We start from the raw sequence: 16,620 nt of genomic DNA, 5'->3' as shown, positions 1-16,620 counted from the left end.
GTGCCCGCGGCACGAACGATGGCGGTAACGGCCGCAGGAGACGGCCCGAGCACGGAAAGAGTGCCTACTGCTCCCTCGCGCCCTATTGCGGCGCTGGCGACCGTCTGCCCGTTCGCCATGTCGATCATCACAGAAATGGCGCCACTATGGGGGAAGAGGACGTGCTCGGTCTGGTCACCCGCCCGCGAGACGACCGAGTCCCGATCGAGCGCGACCATCTCTAGGTCGGGTGCCAGCAGATCGAGATCCGCCGCCGGTAGTGCTGCCAAAAGTCGGTTACCGATTCCGCTGGAAAGCGTCACTGTAGCCCGCCGCGAACCATCCGCCGCATCGCATTTCGAGCGGCATAGGGCGGCAACCTCGAACTTTGTTTGAATCCGCCTACGCTTCGCCCCCCGAAATCCAATTCAGCTGCGGAAGCTCTCAATGTCAAAAATTGAACTCCAAACACACGCGATCGCGAGGCGAATTTTTGTCTCGCCGGATCATTGAGGACTTAGATTCCAGCGCTACGCGGCACAATTGCAAAATGCGTATGGGTAACATCATAGGGAGTTCCAATTTCCGGGGCGCGGCAAACGCCGCGGCGATGTCGGAAGAGTGTGCGCGAACTATGCCCCGGACCGCGATCGTCGCGTTCTGCACGATGATGCGCACAAGCTACTGGAAGCTGGCGTCTTGGAATTCCGCCAGCACGCCCCGCCGAGACAGACGATGCGCGGCATTCCCCCGCGCATGCCGACGAGGCGGTCGTTTGGTCCGAAAGTGGCACCGAATGCGAAGTGCCGAGCGCATCGAGCAACGTCTGAGTTTAGAGGCGAAGCGGAAAACATCTGCTCGCGTAGAGTATTTCGCATCTTGACCCACTCCTCTCAATGTCAAAAATTGAACTCCAAACACACGCGATCGCGAGGCGAATTTTTGTCTCGCAGGATCATTGAGGACTTAGATTCCAGCGTTACGCGGCACAATTGCAAGATGCGTATGGGTAACATCATAGGGAGTTCCAATTTCCGGGGCGCGGCAAACGCCGCGGCGATGTCGGAAGAGTGTGCGCGAACCATGCCCCGGACCGCGATCGTCGCGTTCTGCACGATGATGCGCACAAGCTACTGGAAGCTTACGTCTTGGAATTCTGCCAGCACGCCCCGCCGAGACAGACGATGCGCGGCATTCCCCGCGCATGCCGACGAGGTGGTCGTTTGGTCCGAAAGTGGCACCTTTCTTGGACCTCGCGCGATGTCCGCATTGCGTCCGTGATGCGCAGCAAAGCGGACACTAGCGGTCCATTTGATGTCCGCCTTCCCTTGCTGGACTGCAGATCAATCCGTCAGCAGATCATAGTCCCGGCGCAAAACAGTTTGGACGTGAACCGCGGCGCGCGCGGCGGTATTGGCATCTGCCGCGCCCGCTACGATCACACAGAGCGACCAGTTATTTTCAGCGTGCTTTGTAACGCGATTGATCGCTATTTCCAGGACGTTATGACAGCCAGGCTGCTTTCTCACTTCTAACAACGCTCGACGCTGCAATTCCTGGATTGAAACGCGGATCTTGGGCATAGGACTCGCTCGGAAATCTTACTGGTTGGGGGCCGCGCGCCCTATACCTAACAGAACAAGCGCAATTCGGGTTCCACTTGCGAGAGGCACGAACCTTCGATCGCAAGCTTGGCACCCGATATCCTGCTGCAGCTGACACTCGCGATGTCAGCTCATCGGGGTAAAGTGGACTTCGCAACAGAGCGTGCCCAAGCCCGAAATGACCCTAAACCGACATCCCGCAATGCAAAGATCCTGGCCGCGAATTCCGCGAAAATGGACGTCGAATCCGAGTTAGCCGATAAAGCAGGAGCCATGCTGAGAAACCGAGGAATGCGGCAGCCCTCAGTTGTCCTGGCTTGCCGCGCCACAATAACTCTGAAACAGTAGACACGGCTCGTCGGATAGGGGGCGCTCATGGAGTGTCCAAATTGCCATTCCGACACACCGGACACCGGCAAGTTCTGCATAGCTTGCGGCGCCGCGGTCGAAGCGCGCTGCCCCTTCTGCGGTAGTGCAAACCGTCCAAATGCCAAGTTCTGCGCCGAGTGCGGCAGGCCTCTCACCGCGAGAGCCTCGACCACCCGTGAGGCGCCGCTGTTTGCGGCGGCCTGTCCGATCGCTCCAGTTGCCGCATCCGCCGAGCGGCGGCAGTTAACGGTGATGTTCTGCGATCTCGTCGGCTCGACACAACTGTCCGCGCGGCTCGATCCCGAGGATCTGCGCGACGTCATCGGTGCGTACCACCGTGCCGTCGCCGAGATCATTGCAAGGTTCGAAGGGTTCGTTGCCAAATATATGGGCGACGGGGTGCTGGCCTATTTCGGATATCCCCGAGCCCATGAACACGATGCCGAGAGGGCGGTCCGCGCCGGTCTGGCATTGGTCGAAGCGGTACCGAGGCTGGAGCTGATCACCGAATGTGGCCTGCAGGTCCGCATCGGCATCGCTACCGGTCTTGTCGTCGTCGGCGATCTGACCGGATCGGGCGAGGCGCAGGAACGCGGTGTCGTTGGCGAAACCCCCAATCTCGCCGCCCGCCTGCAGACGCTGGCGCAGCCCGGCATGGTGGTGATCGCGCCGAGCACGCGACGGCTGACCGGCGGCTACTTCGACTACCGCGAGCTTGGCGGCGTCGCGCTCAAAGGCTTTGGCGAACCTGTCAGCGCTTGGCAGGTGGTGGCCGAGAGCGCGGTCGAAAGCCGATTTGAGGCACAGCACGAGATCGCGCTGACCCCGCTGATTGGGCGTGAGGAGGAAGTCGAGCTGCTGCGCCGCCGCTGGCGTCAAGCCGAGAAGGGCGAAGGCCGAGTGGTGCTGCTGGTCGGTGAGGCTGGCATCGGCAAGTCGCGATTGACCCGCGCGCTGCTGGAGGGGCTGGCCGCCGAGCCGCACCTCCGACTGCGCTACTTCTGCTCGCCGCATCACCGGAACAGCGCCTTGTTCCCGGTGATCAGCCAGATCGAGCACGCCGCCGGCTTCCTCCGCGATAACACCGCCGAGCAGAAGCTGGCTAAGCTCGATTTACTGCTGGCTCGCGCAGCCGCCGAGCCCGAGGCGGTCGACCTGATCACCGACTTGCTGTCTTTGCCGGCGCGCCACCCTGCACCGGAGCCGAGCCCGCAGCAGCGCAAGGAGAAGACGCTCGCGGCATTGCTCGCCCAAGTCGACGGACTGGCGCAGGAGCAGCCGGTGCTGATCTTGTTCGAGGACTTGCACTGGATCGACCCGACCTCGCTCGAATTGTTGACGGCGATCGTCGATCGGGTGCAGCGTCTGCCGGTGCTGCTGCTGGCGACCGCCCGTCCGGAGTTTATGCCGCCCTGGCCTAGCCACGCCCACGTCACGGCATTGTCGCTGACCCGCCTGAGCCGGCGTGAGTGTGTGGCATTGGTTGAGCAGATCACTGGCGGCAAGGTGCTGCCGGACGAGATTCTGGAGCAGATCCTCGCCCGCACCGATGGTGTCGCACTGTTCATCGAGGAGTTGACCAAGACTGTCATCGAAGGCGACATGCTGATCGATATGGGTGATCGATACACGATGGCGGGGCCGCTGCCGTCGCTGGCCATCCCGACGACCCTGCACGATTCGTTGATGGCCCGGCTGGATCGCTTGGCGCCGGTCAAGGAGGTGGCGCAGATCGCGGCTTGTATCGGGCGTGATTTCGACTACGATCTTCTCGCGGCGGTTTCGGGCATGCCCGAAGACGGCCTCCGTTCCGCCCTCGAGGCATTGCGGCACGCCGAGCTCGTGATCCCCCGCGGGCTGTCTGGCGAATTATTCAGCTTCAAGCATGCTCTTGTCCGCGACGCCGCTTATGCCGGGCTCCTGAAGAGCCGCCGCGTGCAGCTTCACGCAGCCATCGCCCGCGCTATCGAGCAATCCTTCGCGCACCTCGTCGAGACCGAGCCGGAAACCTTGGCACATCATCTGACCGAGGCGGGGCTGCCCGAAAAGGCGGCGGGTTACTGGCTGCGCGCCGGCAAAATCGCCGCCTCGCGCTATGCCAATATCGAGGCGATCGCCCATATGCGCCGGGGCATCGAGGCTGTCCGCCGCTTCCCAAGCGGCGCAACCAATGACCGGCTCGAGCTCGACTTGCAGTTCGTGCTGGGACCTTGCCTGATCGCCACCCAAGGTGTGCGCTCGAACGCCTATGCGGCAACCGTCACTCGCGCCCGCGAGCTTTGTGAGCGGCTCGGTGATACGCCTGAGTATCCGCACGTCATTCAGTGGTCAGCATATATGCATTTCGTCCGCGCCGAGTTGCCCCAGGCGCTGGACGGATTCACGGCTGCGCTCGGGCTTGCCGAAGCGGCCGAAAACCGGCCGGCTGCGGTCAACGCGATGCGTACAGTCGGAGCGACGCTGCTGTTTATGGGACGTCTCGTCGAAGGACGGCGGATGCTCGAGCGCAGTCTCGCCGAGTTCGATATGTGCGACGAAGCCGAAAGCTTGGCGACTCGGGCGACCGCTTGGGATGCCGGTGTAGCGGGCAATTTGCAGCTGAGCTGGACATTGTGGGCGCTTGGCTACCCGGATATGGCCAGGGCCAGGATGGGCGTAGCCCTTCAGCGCGCCGAGGCGATCGGGCATCCGCACACCGAGGCTTATGGCGCATATTACGCATCCGTTCTCCACGCCTTCTGCCGCGCGCCGGCCGTTGCGCACGCGCACGCCGAGCGTTGCCTCGCATTGTCGGAAGAGCACGGCTTCGAGTTGTGGCGCAACCGGTCACGCGCCGTTCGCAGAATTTGCGCGAACCAGTTCGACCCGTCGTCGGATTCGCTGGCAGCAGTGAGCGGCGAGTTGGCCGAGTTCGTCGGCACCGGCTATCAGATCAGCAGCACGGCGCTTTACGCCCTGCTGTCGCAGGCATTTTTGGCAAGGCGTCAGCTGATGTCCGCCCGAGAAATCGTCGGCAAGGGTTTGGCAACCGCCGAGCAGACGAGCGAGCGTTTTCTTGAAGCGGAGCTCCTGCGCCAGAAGGCACGCGCACTGGTCATCGAAGGTGGACCCGGTGTGTTGACCGACGCGCAAAAACTGCTCGAAGAGTCGCGGGCGCTCGCGCAGAGTCAAAAAGCCCGGTCGCTCGAACTGCGCGCCGCCGCAGACCTGGCCCGGCTCCACCGCGATCAGGGCCGCTACGCCGAAGCCCGCGAACTCCTCACGCCGGTCTACAGCTGGTTCACCGAGGGGTTCGACACGCCGGATTTGCAGGAGGCGAAGGCCTTACTGGAGGAATTGGGGTGACACCACAATGTGAATAGATGCAGTTTCCCGCCATTAGCAGATGCGTCCTCAACGACGGGGTGATGCCGATTCCCCGTGGAAGTCATAGCGCCCATTCCTGAGAAACAGATCCTGCGATGATGTCGCCTGTTGGCCCGTTTGAGACCTTACGATGGGCACTGAACATGTCCGCTCGCCGGGGCGCACCGGAAGTCGTGTGGGAGCTCGCGCCGACGGGGCGGTCAAGGCTGATCAGGGCGTTGTTGGCGATCGGCCCGGCGCTTCTCACCCGGCAAAGAGGCGCCGGGCCTATTGTTTGCGCGAATTGCACAACATTTCCGCGGGCCATCTGTGCGGCGAAAGCGTTCTGATCACGCGGGTCCTTGGTGCGACACCTGGAACATCCCAGCCTCGGACCATCCATCCGCGAGCCCCTGCTTCCTATCGGTAGCAGGGGCTTTGGCGTTCGTCGGACATTTTCCATGCCTCTGTATTCATTCAAGCTCATCAATACCCGCCTTGTCTCGGATTTCGGAGTGCATGAACTTCCAGGCGAAGCGGAGGCGCAGATAGAAGCTATCAGGCTTGCTCGGTCGCTGCGCGAAACTCGCCCGGAGCTGATCGGCCATCACTATTCGGTCTCTGTGATTAAGGATGATGGCGCAGCTGTTTGCACCATTCCGTTGGATAATAAATGGGCTGATTAAGCCCGCCAGCGTGAACCGGCGGGCGGTCAGGGACGTCGCTTGTCCGCCCGGACTTCGAGTGAAGCCAACCAACGGTTGCTGCGAGGGTATCGAAACACTAAATGACCAAGGGCTGGAGGGCGTTTCGCGGATCCCGGGTGCTGCCCTAATGCGGCCACTTCAAGTTCTGCCCATGGTCTGCGGGCGTTCGCGTTTGTGACGCTCTTCTACCTCTAAAGGGGTAGGTATGTCCGTGTATGTTCGATGCTGGCAGCGCTCGCGGAGGGAATCGAACACCTGGGAACCAAAGGTTCCACCGGGGGTTGGTCCAGTTCACCGGATGCCTTACCGCCGATTACCATCCGGTGCGGAATGGCGGCCCCAGCCCCGCCCCCCAGCCTAGCTGGGGCCGTCTGTTTTGCGGAAAATCCGAGGTAGATCAGCTGCCCGCAATCCGCTCTACCTCGCCGGCACGATACTTGTACTGGGGATTGGACTGGTCTCAGGGATCGCGTGGTTTTTGCTGCTTGCCGTCCTCGCTGCCTTCGCGGTGCAAAAGCTCGCCATCGAGAGGGAGGAAAGGCATCTCCAGGCGCGATTCGGGAGGACCTATGCGGATTACGCCGGGCGTGTGCGGCGGTGGAGCTAGGGTCACGTGTGGCACCACTTCGCTTCCTCCGAAATGGTAAATTAGCGGATGCCAGTCTCGGCTTACCTCAAGGCAGGCTTGTTCGTGGTTGCCGCAGCCGCCGCATTGTTCGCGGCAGCCGGCACGGTCGCCATCCCGGGCTTTTGGGCGTATCTCGCAATTTTCGCCGTCGTCATGATCGTTTCGTTTGCGGCGCTCGATCCGGACCTCCTGCGCGAACGCATGCGGCCGGGCGGCAAGAAGCCGCCGCTCGCGTTGAGGGTCTTCTCGCTCGTTCTGTTTATGCATTGGATCGTTGCGGGGCTCGATCGTGGCCGTTTCCATTGGAGCGACAACGTGCCTGACTGGCTGCAAGGGGTTTGCCTGTTCACGTTCGCAGCCGGCTATGCCTTGGCACTATGGGCCATGCGCGTGAACCGGTTTTTCTCCTCTGCCATTCGCATCCAGACCGACCGCGGCCAGCACGTCGTCACCACGGGGCCCTACGCATTATTACGCCGCGCGGGTCCGATGGCGGCTCGTTCCGGGCATTTGGTGAGAGCCAGACCTCACTTGGGAAAGCATGCTGCTCACCAATCCGGGTCGTTACCATCTCAGAGAGGAAGCAAGCGAGCCATGTCTGAAAGTGGCCCACAGCATCGAACCGTGACGTTCACTCTGGCGTCGGCTGTTTGGGGAAGACCGGACGTAGTTGCGGGCATGCTAAATCGACGCGAATGACCCGAAACGGACGGCTCGTCTCTGGCGGCAACAAATGTTAATTCGTCATGCGCTGCGCAATCCAACCTTCATGACGACCGGCAACATCCACGCCCATCTTCACTCGATGACGCGGTCGGCGCGTTTCAGCATGTCGGCCGGGACGGTCACTCCCAGTTCGCGCGCGGTCTTGAGGTTGATCACGAGCTGGTGCTTCGAGAAGACTTCAATCGCGGTGTCCGCGGGCTTTGCGCCCTTGAGGATCTGGTCGACATACACCGGTACGCGCGTATATGTGGACGTGTAACTTGTACCGTAGGACATCAGGCCGCCCGCGTCCGCCTGTCCACCCCACAACATCGTCGGGATGCGCCGCGACGTGGCCAATTCCGCGACGGTTTTAGGAATAGCGAAAACGGCTGGGACTTCCAGCACCACCAGCGCCTCGGCGCCCTCGTTCGCTATGGCCTTGAACGCAGCATCAAAATCGGGCTTTGGGCCGCGCAATTTCAGGACCTGAGGCTTGAGGCCGGCCGCGCTGGCGGCGGCCACATTGGCGCGGTCGATGGGCGCCAAACCGTTGGCGTCGGCGCCGGGAATGTCTGCGTCGCTGAAAATCGCGACCCGGGCGAGTTTCGGAATCATCTCCTTGAGGAGTGCCATGTGCCGAACGGGGAGTTCGGGATCGTTGTTGGTGACTCCCGTGAGGTTTCCGCCAGGCCGCTCAAGCGTAGTCGCGGCGCCAATGGCGACCGGATCGGCGACAAGGGTAAACACGATCGGGATCGTCGTGGTCGCTTTTCGCGCCGCGTTTGTTGGCGGACCGCCATAGCTGACAATGACGTCTACGCCCTTGCTGACCAATTCAGCGGCGAAGCCAGGCAGGCGGTCGAGCTGTCCTTCAGCAGCACGCACCTCATAGAAGACATTGGTTCCTTCGACATAGTCGAGTTGCGTCAAACCAGTACGAAGCGATTCGGTTTCCGGGCTGGGGTTGTTACGGTTCAGGAGTACGCCAATCCGATATACTTTGCCGGCTTGCTGGGCGTGCAACGTGCCCAAGGTCAGGGCTAGCCCTGTAGCTGACGCCGCGGCACCCATTAGAATGCTACGCCGATTCATGGCAATTCCTTCCGAAGATGATCGTTTGGATTTCTCGGTCTGATGGTGCGGCATCTTACATGGTTGACCACCGTGGGAATGGAATATCTTGCACGAACGCGATGCACCCTATTGGCCCGAACGCGAAGCCCAGACCGGCTCTGAAATCGTCCGGTTGTCGCGATAGACCAGACGTGACCGGCGGCGGTCAGGACGGCGCCTATTGACCCTAAGCCGAAGAGCGCCTGAGACGCCGTGATGTCCGCTGTCGCTGGTAAACCGGACACCGAGCTGAACGTGCATCGACCGCAGCTTGTGACCCTGAACGGTCGGAACGTGTGGAGTACTTGAAACGTGGCCTTCACGAGCGCCCCGCCGAGTTGCCTACTGCCATCTTGCGTTCGGCCCAGCTCTTGATATCGCCGACCGTCATCGCCTTGAGGAACGGATTGGCGTTGACCAGCTTTTCGCGCGTGGTCCGACCCGTCGCGTCAGCAGCGGCCATAAGGGAAGCAGCATCGGCACTTTCTGCGCCGGCCAATAGCGCCACGGCGCCCGCCGGTCCCGCGAAATGGGCAAGGTAGAGAGAACCGGGTGTGATCGGCAGACTGCGCTTGTTCAGCATCGCGGCATATTCCTCGACCAGCCGTGCGGCGATCTCTCGCGCAAGCTCGGCATCTCGCCGCAAGTCCAACACTTGCTTGTCGGTGCGGCCCTGGATCAGATCGCGTCGGTGCCTTCGAACGGCTTCGAGCCACGTGTCATCGAGAAACTGGGCGGCGCCAGTCGCGCTCGACCGCTTGTTCCTTGCATTCGGGTCACCATTGGACTCGGCTATGATAATGCGCTCGACCAACGCCTTGGCGGCCGTCCTGTCGATCGATTTTCCGTTCAAATGCGCGTCGCGAAACAGGACGAAACTTACGACGAAAGCCACGCCGATCGCCACTCCAAGAACGAGCGTGATGGATTCCGCCGACAGCCAGTCCCGCGCGGCGACAACGGATCCACGCTCATCGGGGCGAGGCGGCCGGATTTCGTCGGCACGGCTTGTTTGCTCTGACGAACGCGCGAGGAGCCGCGGATTGCCGTCGGCTATCTCGCCGATAAAGGGAAATCGTTGGGCTAGGTCTGGCATCCCGTTGACAGGTTCAATGCTTTGAATAGGCCTTCGAAGGCAGCTGACCGGCAGGGCTTGACCTCCGCGACCGATTTGGCGCGATTGGCATTCGCAGTTGCCTTGGAAGTTTCCTGCCGAGGCCGAGGTCTGGGCAGCATGACTGCGGATTTTTCTTCGCTTGCGCTGCGCTTGTGTTGCTCGATGATCTTCGACGGCTCTTGCGCAACAATCGCTGTTAGATGCGGCGGAGGCATCGGCTCGCTCGAGGGCTGCAGCGCTTCAAATTGCATGTGCGGGATTTCGAGCCGGTCTGCCGTCGTCAGTGTATCGTGTGAGGCGCGTAACCCGACGGTTGCCTGAGCGGGCGGCTCGTTCACAGGCTTTGTGGTGCGCGGTGGTGTCTCGAGCTCCATCACCGCGAGTGTACCGAGGCCAACAAGGATGAGAGCCACTCTCATCTGATTTCACGCTTTCCGAACGAGAAGCCTCGCTCAAAGCCTGCCGGAAATAAGCTCCCGAAAATCGGCGAACAATTGCAAACATCCAATAAGGCGGCTTAGCGGCAGAAGTGAACCTGCAGGCGCGGTTACGTGAGAAGATCAGAGACAGGGTTAACGCGGGTCGAGCTGGCCGGCTTGAAAAGACCGTACTCGGGATCGATCGATGGGCGACCGATATGGCTGTAGAACGCAGCCATCTCGCGATGAACGTCTGCCAATGCCTGACTGACGAACACATCGATCTTGCGTAGGAGGTCGGAGGCCGGAACGCGCTCCTCCAAATGGAAAGAGTAGGAGAACTGGGCCTGACCCGCCCGCTGGCGCCCCATCACCTCATCAACTCAACTGACTTCTTCAACAGCATCGGCCCAGAGCCGAACGGCGCTCTAACTCTCACGATGTCGGCTGTCTGAGCTGGTCCGGACATGAGGGGCGCTTGTCTCGACCGCCGCCTTGACCCCATCGTACCGGGTCGGGTTCTTGTCCGCCTTCGGGCCTAAAGCAGAAAATCGCCGCTGTCCCACCTGCGCACGATTTCAGAGTCGGATGACTTTTCTTCGAAACGTCATCCCGTCACCCCAGGACGCATTGACAGCTGCAATACACAATCGCAATCTCGTTTCTGACGTCTTTGGCGCAGCCTGCGTCAACCGCGCCGAGAGAATTCACCAGGAGTTCCGACAGTGAACAGATCAACCCTGCTCGCCGGCGTCTGCGCTGCGGCGCTCGCTGTGGCCTCGACCGCGTCTGCCAAAACCTTGATTTACTGCTCGGAGGGCAGCCCAGAGAACTTCTATCCCGGCGTCAACACCACCGGCACGTCGTTCGACGGCAATGAGCCGATCTACAACCGCATTGTCGAATTCGAGCGCGGCGGCACGAAAGTGGTGCCGGGCCTCGCGGAAAAATGGACGATCTCGCCTGACGGCGTCACCTATACTTTCAACCTGCGCAAGGGCGTGAAGTGGCATGCGACGTCGAAGTCGTTCAAGCCGACGCGGGAGTTCAATGCTGACGACGTCCTATTCTCAATCGAGCGGCAATGGAAGGACGACAATCCGTATTTCAAGGTAACGAGTCCGAACCATTCCTATTTCGGCGACATGGGCATGCCGAAATTGTTGAAGTCGGTCGAGAAGCTCGACGACTACACCATCAAGATAACGCTCAACCAGCCGGAAGCGCCTTTCCTCGCCGATCTCGCGATGCCCTACGCAGCCATCCAGTCGAAGGAGTATGCGGATGCCATGCTGAAGGCCGGCACGCCTGAGAAGATCGACCAGGATCCGATCGGCACCGGCCCATTCTATCTGGTGCAGTACCAGAAGGACGCCGTGATTCGTTACAAGGCATTCCCTGAATTCTGGGGCGGCAAGGCCAAGATCGACGACCTCGTCTATGCGATCACGCCGGATGCATCCGTTCGCTGGGCCAAACTCCAGAAGGGCGAATGCGACGTGATGCCCTATCCGAACCCGGCCGACATCGACGCGATCAAGAAGGATCCGAACGTCACGATGCTGGAGCAGCCCGGCCTCAACATCGGTTATCTCGCGTTCCAGACACAGAAGAAGCCCTTCGACGACGTGCGCGTGCGCAAGGCCATCAGCATGGCGATCGACAGGAAGGCGATCATCGATGCCGTCTATCTGTCGACCGGCATCGCGGCCAAGAACCCGATCCCGCCCACCATGTGGTCGTACAACGACAGCATCAAGGACGATCCCTTTGATCCGGAGCAAGCCAAGAAGCTTCTGGCCGACGCCGGCTACCCGAACGGTTTCGAAACCGATCTATGGGCCATGCCGGTGCAGCGCCCCTACAATCCGAACGCCAAGCGCATTGCCGAGTTGATGCAGGCCGACCTCGCCAAGATCGGCGTCAAGGCCGAGATCAAGTCGTTTGAATGGGGCGAATACCGCAAGCGGTTGCAGACCGGCGAGCATCAGATGGGCATGTTCGGCTGGACCGGCGACAACGGCGACCCTGACAACTTCCTGCACACATTGCTGGGCTGCGCCTCGGCGCAAACGGCATCGGGCTCGAATATCGCCAAATTCTGCTACAAGCCGTTCGACGACCTGGTCGTGAAGGCCAAGACGGTCAGTGATCAGGCCGAGCGGACCAAGCTGTACGAGCAGGCGCAGGTGATTTTCAAGGAGCAGGTGCCGTGGTTCACCATCGCGCACGCGGTGCAGTTGAAGCCCGTCACCAAGAGAGTGATTGACTTCAAGCTGTCGCCGTTCGGGCGCCACAACTTCTACGGCGTCGACGTCAAGGAATAGCAGGAGACAGGGGCGGAGTAGCTTGGCATGACTCCGCCCATTTTTCTTTACCCTTTCCTTTCCGGGGGAGGGTGGCAGGGCACGGCATGATCCGGTTCATCTTTACCCGACTGAGCCTCGTGGTTCCGACCTTTATCGGGATTACGCTGCTTGTGTTCGTGCTGATCCGCCTGATCCCCGGCGACCCCATCGAGACGATGGCGGGCGAACGCGGCATCGATCCGGCCCGGCACGCGCAATTGCGCAAGGAGTACGGCTTCGATCAGCCGGTTCTGGTGCAATACGGCCTCTATCTGTCGCGGCTGGTGCATGGTGACCTCGGCCGCTCGATCGTCACCCATGAGCCGGTGATTACCGAATTTGGGACGTTGTTCCCGGCGACGATCGAACTATCGGTCTGCGCGATCCTGTTTGCGTTAGGCCTCGGGTTACCAGCCGGGATTATCGCGGCGGTCCGGCGCAACTCCATCTTCGATCACGGCGTGATGGGCATCTCGCTCACCGGATATTCGATGCCGATCTTCTGGTGGGGATTGCTGCTGATCCTGCTTTTTTCCGTGCAGCTCGGATGGACGCCGGTATCGGGCCGGATCGCCGTGCAATACTACATCGAACCGGTGACCGGCTTCCTGCTGATCGATGCGCTGCTGGCTGGTGATTTCGGCGCGTTCCGCTCGGCCCTGTCTCACCTTGTGCTGCCGATGATTGTGCTCGGCACGGTGCCGCTCGCCGTAATCGCCCGTATGACGCGGTCCGCCATGCTGGAGGTCCTGGGCGAAGATTACATCCGCACCGCCCGCGCCAAGGGGTTGCCGCGTTCCCGGGTGATAGCGATCCATGCATTGCGCAATGCGCTGATCCCGGTGGTGACGGTGATTGGGCTGCAGGTCGGCGTCCTGTTTACCGGCGCGATCCTCACGGAGACCATATTCTCCTGGCCGGGCGTCGGCAAATGGCTGATCGAGGGCATCAACCGCCGCGACTATCCGGTGCTGCAGGGCGGCACGCTCTTGATCGGTGCGATCGTCATGATCGTCAATCTGCTGGTTGACGTCGCCTATGGGCTGATAAATCCCCGCATCCGGTACACAAGATGACCGCCGAAGTCTTGGAAACTCCCGTCGTCGTGGCGCAAGAAAACGCGCCGCCGCATCCGCTGTTGCAATTCTGGTCAGATTTCAAAGCAAATTTCGGTGCCGTGGCAGGCCTCGTCGTGATCGTGGTTCTGGTTCTGCTCGCGCTCTTTGCCGATTTCGTTGCGCCACATTCCCCGATCCTCACTAACAGTACCATCTTTCTCAAGCCCCCCTTCTGGCAGCAGGGCGGATCGACCGTCTATCCGCTCGGTACCGACGCGATCGGCCGCGATATTCTATCCCGTCTCATTCACGGAGCACGGCTTTCGCTTCTGATTGGCATCGCGGTGGTGACGTTGTCGGTGGTCGCCGGGACGATTCTCGGTTTGGTCGCGGGTTTTTTCCGCGGCCTGATCGAGATCGCGATCATGCGGCTGATGGACATCACCTTGACGCTGCCAAGCCTTTTGCTCGCCATCGTGATCGTTGCGATCCTCGGGCCGGGCCTGATGAATGCGATGCTGGCGGTCACGATCGTGCTGCTGCCGCACTACGTGCGGATCGCGCGCGCCGCCGTGATCAGCGAAGTGTCGAAGGACTACGTCACCGCGGCCAAAGTCGCAGGAGCCGGCCGGCTTCGGTTGATGTTCAGGGAGGTATTGCCGAATTGCGCAGCGCCCCTGATCGTGCAGGCGACGCTCGGCATTTCGACCGCAATCCTGGACGCGGCCGCGCTCGGCTTTCTGGGTCTCGGTGCGCAACCGCCCCTGCCAGAGTGGGGAACCATGCTGGCGGACGCGCGCGAATTCGTACTCCGGGCCTGGTGGGTCGTCACGCTTCCGGGCCTGGCGATCCTCGTGACCGTGCTGGCCTTCAACCTTCTGGGCGACGGATTGCGCGACGCGCTCGATCCCAAGCTCAAGCGATAGCTTCCTGAAGTCGATCTGATGCCGCTGCTCGAGATTGAAAATCTATCGGTTGAGTTTCCATTCCAGAACGGGATGGTGCGCGCCGTGGATGGCGTCAACATCACGCTCGAAAAAGGCGAGGTGCTGGGAATCGTCGGCGAATCCGGCTCCGGCAAGAGCGTCGGCATGTTGGCCCTGATGGGACTCGTGCCCTATCCGGGGCGTGTCCGAGCCGACAAGCTGCTGTTCGAGGGGCGGAATCTGCAGACTTTGTCCGACCGCGAGCGGTGCGCGCTCACCGGCAAGGACGTCGCGATGATCTTCCAGGAGCCGACGACATCGCTCAATCCCTCTTTCACGATCGGCTATCAGTTGGCCGAGACGTTGCACGTCCATGAAGGGATGGATCGCAAGGCCGCGCGGCGCCGCGTAATCGAGCTCTTGGAGCAAGTCGGCATTCCGGCCCCGGAGAGCCGGCTGTCGGCCTACCCGCACCAGCTCTCGGGCGGCATGAATCAACGCGTCATGATTGCGATGGCGATCGCCTGCAATCCGAAGCTCCTGATCGCGGATGAGCCGACGACGGCGCTCGATGTCACCATTCAGGCGCAGATCCTCGATCTTCTGCTGTCTCTGCAACGCGATCGTGGCATGGCGCTGATCCTCATCACGCATAACATGGGTGTGGTTTCGGACACGACTGAGCGAGTCGCTGTCATGTATGCGGGACAGATCATGGAACAGCGCCCGACGCAGAGCCTGTTTGCGTCGCCGCAGCATCCCTATACAGCCGCGTTGCTGGCGGCACGCCCGGAGGCGAGTGATGGCGGACGGCTCGCCACCATTCCTGGCGTGGTGCCGGGGCTCAATGATCGACCGCCGGGGTGCCTGTTTAGTCCGCGTTGCATCCATGCAACGCCGCTGGCCGACAAGGTGCGTCCCGATCTGCGCCCCTGGATGGACGGCCTGATCCGTTGTCATTATCCGCTCGGCGATCCGACACGGGATGAGCGCATCGCGGCCGATGGGGGCGGCGCGTCGATCCTCAAGCGCGAGTCCGTGTCATGACGGCGCTTGTCACCGCCACCGATCTCAGGCGCAGTTACGAGATCAAGCAGGGCTGGTTTCGCCCACCGGCGCATCTGCAGGCCGTGGGCGGAGTATCGTTCGCGCTTGAAGCCGGCAAGACGCTGGCGGTCGTCGGCGAATCCGGCTGCGGCAAGTCGACGCTCGCAAGGCTTGTGACTCTCATCGAGAAGCCGAGCGGCGGCACGCTGATGCTCGACGGCGTCGATGCGGTCAATCCTCCGGCCAGCGCTGTGAAGACATTGCGCCGCACCGTGCAGATCGTGTTTCAAAACCCCTATGGGTCGCTCAACCCCCGCAAGCGCGTTGGCCACATACTCGAAGAGCCGCTGATCATCAACACCAGACTTTCCAAGCAAGACCGGCGGGCGCAGGCGCTCGACATGATGGCGAAGGTCGGGCTGCGACCGGAGCAATATGGCCGCTATCCGCACATGTTCTCGGGTGGCCAGCGTCAGCGCATCGCAATCGCGCGCGCCTTGATGCTGCGGCCGAAGCTGCTCGTTGCCGATGAGCCTGTGTCCGCGCTCGACATGTCGGTGCAGGCGCAGGTTCTCAACCTCCTGGTCGATCTGCAGCGCGAACTGGGGCTGGCTTATCTCTTCATCTCGCACGATCTCGCCGTGGTGCGTCACATTGCCGAAGACGTGATGATCATGTATCTGGGGATCGCAGTGGAGCATGGGCCGAAAGAGCGCATCTTTGCGCGGTCGTTGCATCCCTATACTCAGGCCTTGCTTGACGCGACGCCGGGCCTCGGTCGCAAACGCCAGCGCATCGTTCCGAAGGGCGAGTTGCCTTCGCCGCTCGATCCGCCGAAAGGCTGCGTGTTCTCGACCCGCTGTCCCTATGTGACGGATCTCTGCCGCACGCAGCGTCCGCTCTTGCGCCCGCTCGACAGCCGGCTCGTCGCCTGCCACTACGCCGAGCGTTTCCTGGAAGTACAGGCGGCTTAGAGCCGATTGGCCGTGCCAAGCGATGAACTGAGCGTCCGGCTTCGCAAGCGGCTACGCCGGACAAGCTACGCTGCTTCGTGCGAGAGAACGAAGACGGTTGCGCTGCGCCGCTATGACGAGGCGAGCAGGATGCCCAAAGAATGCGTCTGGCGATGTCCGTTCGCGAGGATAAAGCAGACGTAGGAGCCGGACGGCCTGACTTCCGAGTTTGACCCACATGTATGGTCCGGCCGTGCGTAGCAAGAGATTCGTCGATCAGGTGGTGAGTGGTCTTGCAT

Annotated in this window: 15 protein-coding genes; 9 read left to right on the top strand and 6 right to left on the bottom strand. The window is 61.4% G+C overall.

Annotation, left to right across the window (positions count from 1 at the left end):
• Positions 1 to 302, bottom strand: a 302-nt coding sequence (locus tag WN73_RS13680; protein WP_271553243.1) for a cyclic nucleotide-binding domain-containing protein, incomplete at its 3' end; no start/stop codon positions are given.
• Between the two features lie 1,020 nt (positions 303 to 1,322).
• Positions 1,323 to 1,562 carry a hypothetical protein gene (locus WN73_RS13675; protein ID WP_162603685.1) on the bottom strand — a complete coding sequence of 80 codons (240 nt, stop codon included), beginning with the start codon at positions 1,560 to 1,562 and terminating at the stop codon, positions 1,323 to 1,325.
• Between the two features lie 396 nt (positions 1,563 to 1,958).
• Between WN73_RS13675 and WN73_RS13670 the strand changes: the two genes are divergently transcribed.
• The 4 genes from WN73_RS13670 (at position 1,959) to WN73_RS13655 (ending at position 7,331) form a co-directional block, all read left to right on the top strand.
• Entirely contained in the window at positions 1,959 to 5,297 is a 3,339-nt protein-coding gene (locus tag WN73_RS13670; RefSeq protein ID WP_271553242.1) for an adenylate/guanylate cyclase domain-containing protein, read from the top strand.
• A gap of 461 nt (positions 5,298 to 5,758) precedes the next feature.
• Positions 5,759 to 5,983: a DUF6894 family protein gene (locus WN73_RS13665; RefSeq protein ID WP_271553241.1), complete on the top strand. Its 225-nt coding sequence runs from the start codon at positions 5,759 to 5,761 to the stop codon at positions 5,981 to 5,983.
• Between the two features lie 397 nt (positions 5,984 to 6,380).
• Positions 6,381 to 6,611 carry a methyltransferase family protein gene (locus tag WN73_RS13660; protein WP_375762208.1) on the top strand — a complete coding sequence of 77 codons (231 nt, stop codon included), beginning with the start codon at positions 6,381 to 6,383 and terminating at the stop codon, positions 6,609 to 6,611.
• Between the two features lie 78 nt (positions 6,612 to 6,689).
• Complete coding sequence (locus WN73_RS13655) at positions 6,690 to 7,331, top strand: hypothetical protein (protein WP_129557354.1); 642 nt, start codon at positions 6,690 to 6,692, stop codon at positions 7,329 to 7,331.
• A gap of 99 nt (positions 7,332 to 7,430) precedes the next feature.
• On the opposite strand, the gene WN73_RS13650 is transcribed toward WN73_RS13655, so the two are convergent.
• The 4 genes from WN73_RS13650 to WN73_RS13635 all read right to left on the bottom strand — a co-directional run bounded on the left by WN73_RS13650 (position 7,431) and on the right by WN73_RS13635 (position 10,363).
• The gene (locus tag WN73_RS13650; protein ID WP_271553239.1) at positions 7,431 to 8,432 is read right to left on the bottom strand and encodes an ABC transporter substrate-binding protein; all 1,002 of its coding nucleotides are present in this window, start codon (positions 8,430 to 8,432) and stop codon (positions 7,431 to 7,433) included.
• Positions 8,433 to 8,772: 340 nt separating this feature from the next.
• Positions 8,773 to 9,549: a lytic transglycosylase domain-containing protein gene (locus WN73_RS13645; protein WP_049823476.1), complete on the bottom strand. Its 777-nt coding sequence runs from the start codon at positions 9,547 to 9,549 to the stop codon at positions 8,773 to 8,775.
• Positions 9,537 to 9,989 (bottom strand): hypothetical protein, encoded by a 453-nt coding sequence (locus WN73_RS13640; RefSeq protein ID WP_060908333.1) that lies wholly within the window; start codon positions 9,987 to 9,989, stop codon positions 9,537 to 9,539. Before WN73_RS13640 ends, WN73_RS13645 begins: the two co-directional genes overlap by 13 nt.
• A gap of 128 nt (positions 9,990 to 10,117) precedes the next feature.
• A complete protein-coding gene (locus WN73_RS13635) occupies positions 10,118 to 10,363 on the bottom strand; it encodes a hypothetical protein (RefSeq protein WP_143279781.1) in 246 nt (81 codons plus the stop codon).
• 351 nt (positions 10,364 to 10,714) lie between these two features.
• Between WN73_RS13635 and WN73_RS13630 the strand changes: the two genes are divergently transcribed.
• The 5 genes from WN73_RS13630 to WN73_RS13610 all read left to right on the top strand — a co-directional run bounded on the left by WN73_RS13630 (position 10,715) and on the right by WN73_RS13610 (position 16,342).
• Complete coding sequence (locus tag WN73_RS13630; protein WP_060908331.1) at positions 10,715 to 12,316, top strand: ABC transporter substrate-binding protein; 1,602 nt, start codon at positions 10,715 to 10,717, stop codon at positions 12,314 to 12,316.
• Positions 12,317 to 12,402: 86 nt separating this feature from the next.
• Positions 12,403 to 13,413, top strand: a complete 1,011-nt coding sequence (locus WN73_RS13625) for an ABC transporter permease subunit (protein WP_097532595.1) — start codon at positions 12,403 to 12,405, stop codon at positions 13,411 to 13,413.
• On the top strand, positions 13,410 to 14,321 hold the full coding sequence (locus WN73_RS13620; RefSeq protein WP_060908329.1) for an ABC transporter permease subunit: 912 nt from the start codon (positions 13,410 to 13,412) through the stop codon (positions 14,319 to 14,321). The genes WN73_RS13625 and WN73_RS13620 overlap by 4 nt, the downstream gene beginning before the upstream one ends.
• 18 nt (positions 14,322 to 14,339) lie before the next feature.
• Complete coding sequence (locus tag WN73_RS13615; RefSeq protein WP_060908328.1) at positions 14,340 to 15,368, top strand: ABC transporter ATP-binding protein; 1,029 nt, start codon at positions 14,340 to 14,342, stop codon at positions 15,366 to 15,368.
• A complete protein-coding gene (locus WN73_RS13610) occupies positions 15,365 to 16,342 on the top strand; it encodes a peptide ABC transporter ATP-binding protein (RefSeq protein WP_060908327.1) in 978 nt (325 codons plus the stop codon). Before WN73_RS13615 ends, WN73_RS13610 begins: the two co-directional genes overlap by 4 nt.
• Positions 16,343 to 16,620: the final 278 nt, after the last annotated feature.

It is taken from the genome of Bradyrhizobium sp. CCBAU 45394, from assembly GCF_028128655.1.
Taxonomy (GTDB): domain Bacteria; phylum Pseudomonadota; class Alphaproteobacteria; order Rhizobiales; family Xanthobacteraceae; genus Bradyrhizobium; species Bradyrhizobium diazoefficiens.
This window is presented reverse-complemented; position numbering and strand designations above follow the sequence as displayed.

Bases quoted from the DNA above. Each gene is read 5' to 3' on its own strand.
- WN73_RS13650 (WP_271553239.1), bottom strand. From the start codon at position 8,432: ATGAATCGGCGTAGCATTCTAATGGGTGCCGCGGCGTCAGCTACAGGG.
- WN73_RS13670 (WP_271553242.1), top strand. From the start codon at position 1,959: ATGGAGTGTCCAAATTGCCATTCCGACACACCGGACACCGGCAAGTTC.
- WN73_RS13645 (WP_049823476.1), bottom strand. From the start codon at position 9,549: ATGCCAGACCTAGCCCAACGATTTCCCTTTATCGGCGAGATAGCCGAC.
- WN73_RS13640 (WP_060908333.1), bottom strand. From the start codon at position 9,989: ATGAGAGTGGCTCTCATCCTTGTTGGCCTCGGTACACTCGCGGTGATG.
- WN73_RS13620 (WP_060908329.1), top strand. From the start codon at position 13,410: ATGACCGCCGAAGTCTTGGAAACTCCCGTCGTCGTGGCGCAAGAAAAC.
- WN73_RS13610 (WP_060908327.1), top strand. From the start codon at position 15,365: ATGACGGCGCTTGTCACCGCCACCGATCTCAGGCGCAGTTACGAGATC.
- WN73_RS13625 (WP_097532595.1), top strand. From the start codon at position 12,403: ATGATCCGGTTCATCTTTACCCGACTGAGCCTCGTGGTTCCGACCTTT.
- WN73_RS13675 (WP_162603685.1), bottom strand. From the start codon at position 1,562: ATGCCCAAGATCCGCGTTTCAATCCAGGAATTGCAGCGTCGAGCGTTG.
- WN73_RS13665 (WP_271553241.1), top strand. From the start codon at position 5,759: ATGCCTCTGTATTCATTCAAGCTCATCAATACCCGCCTTGTCTCGGAT.
- WN73_RS13615 (WP_060908328.1), top strand. From the start codon at position 14,340: ATGCCGCTGCTCGAGATTGAAAATCTATCGGTTGAGTTTCCATTCCAG.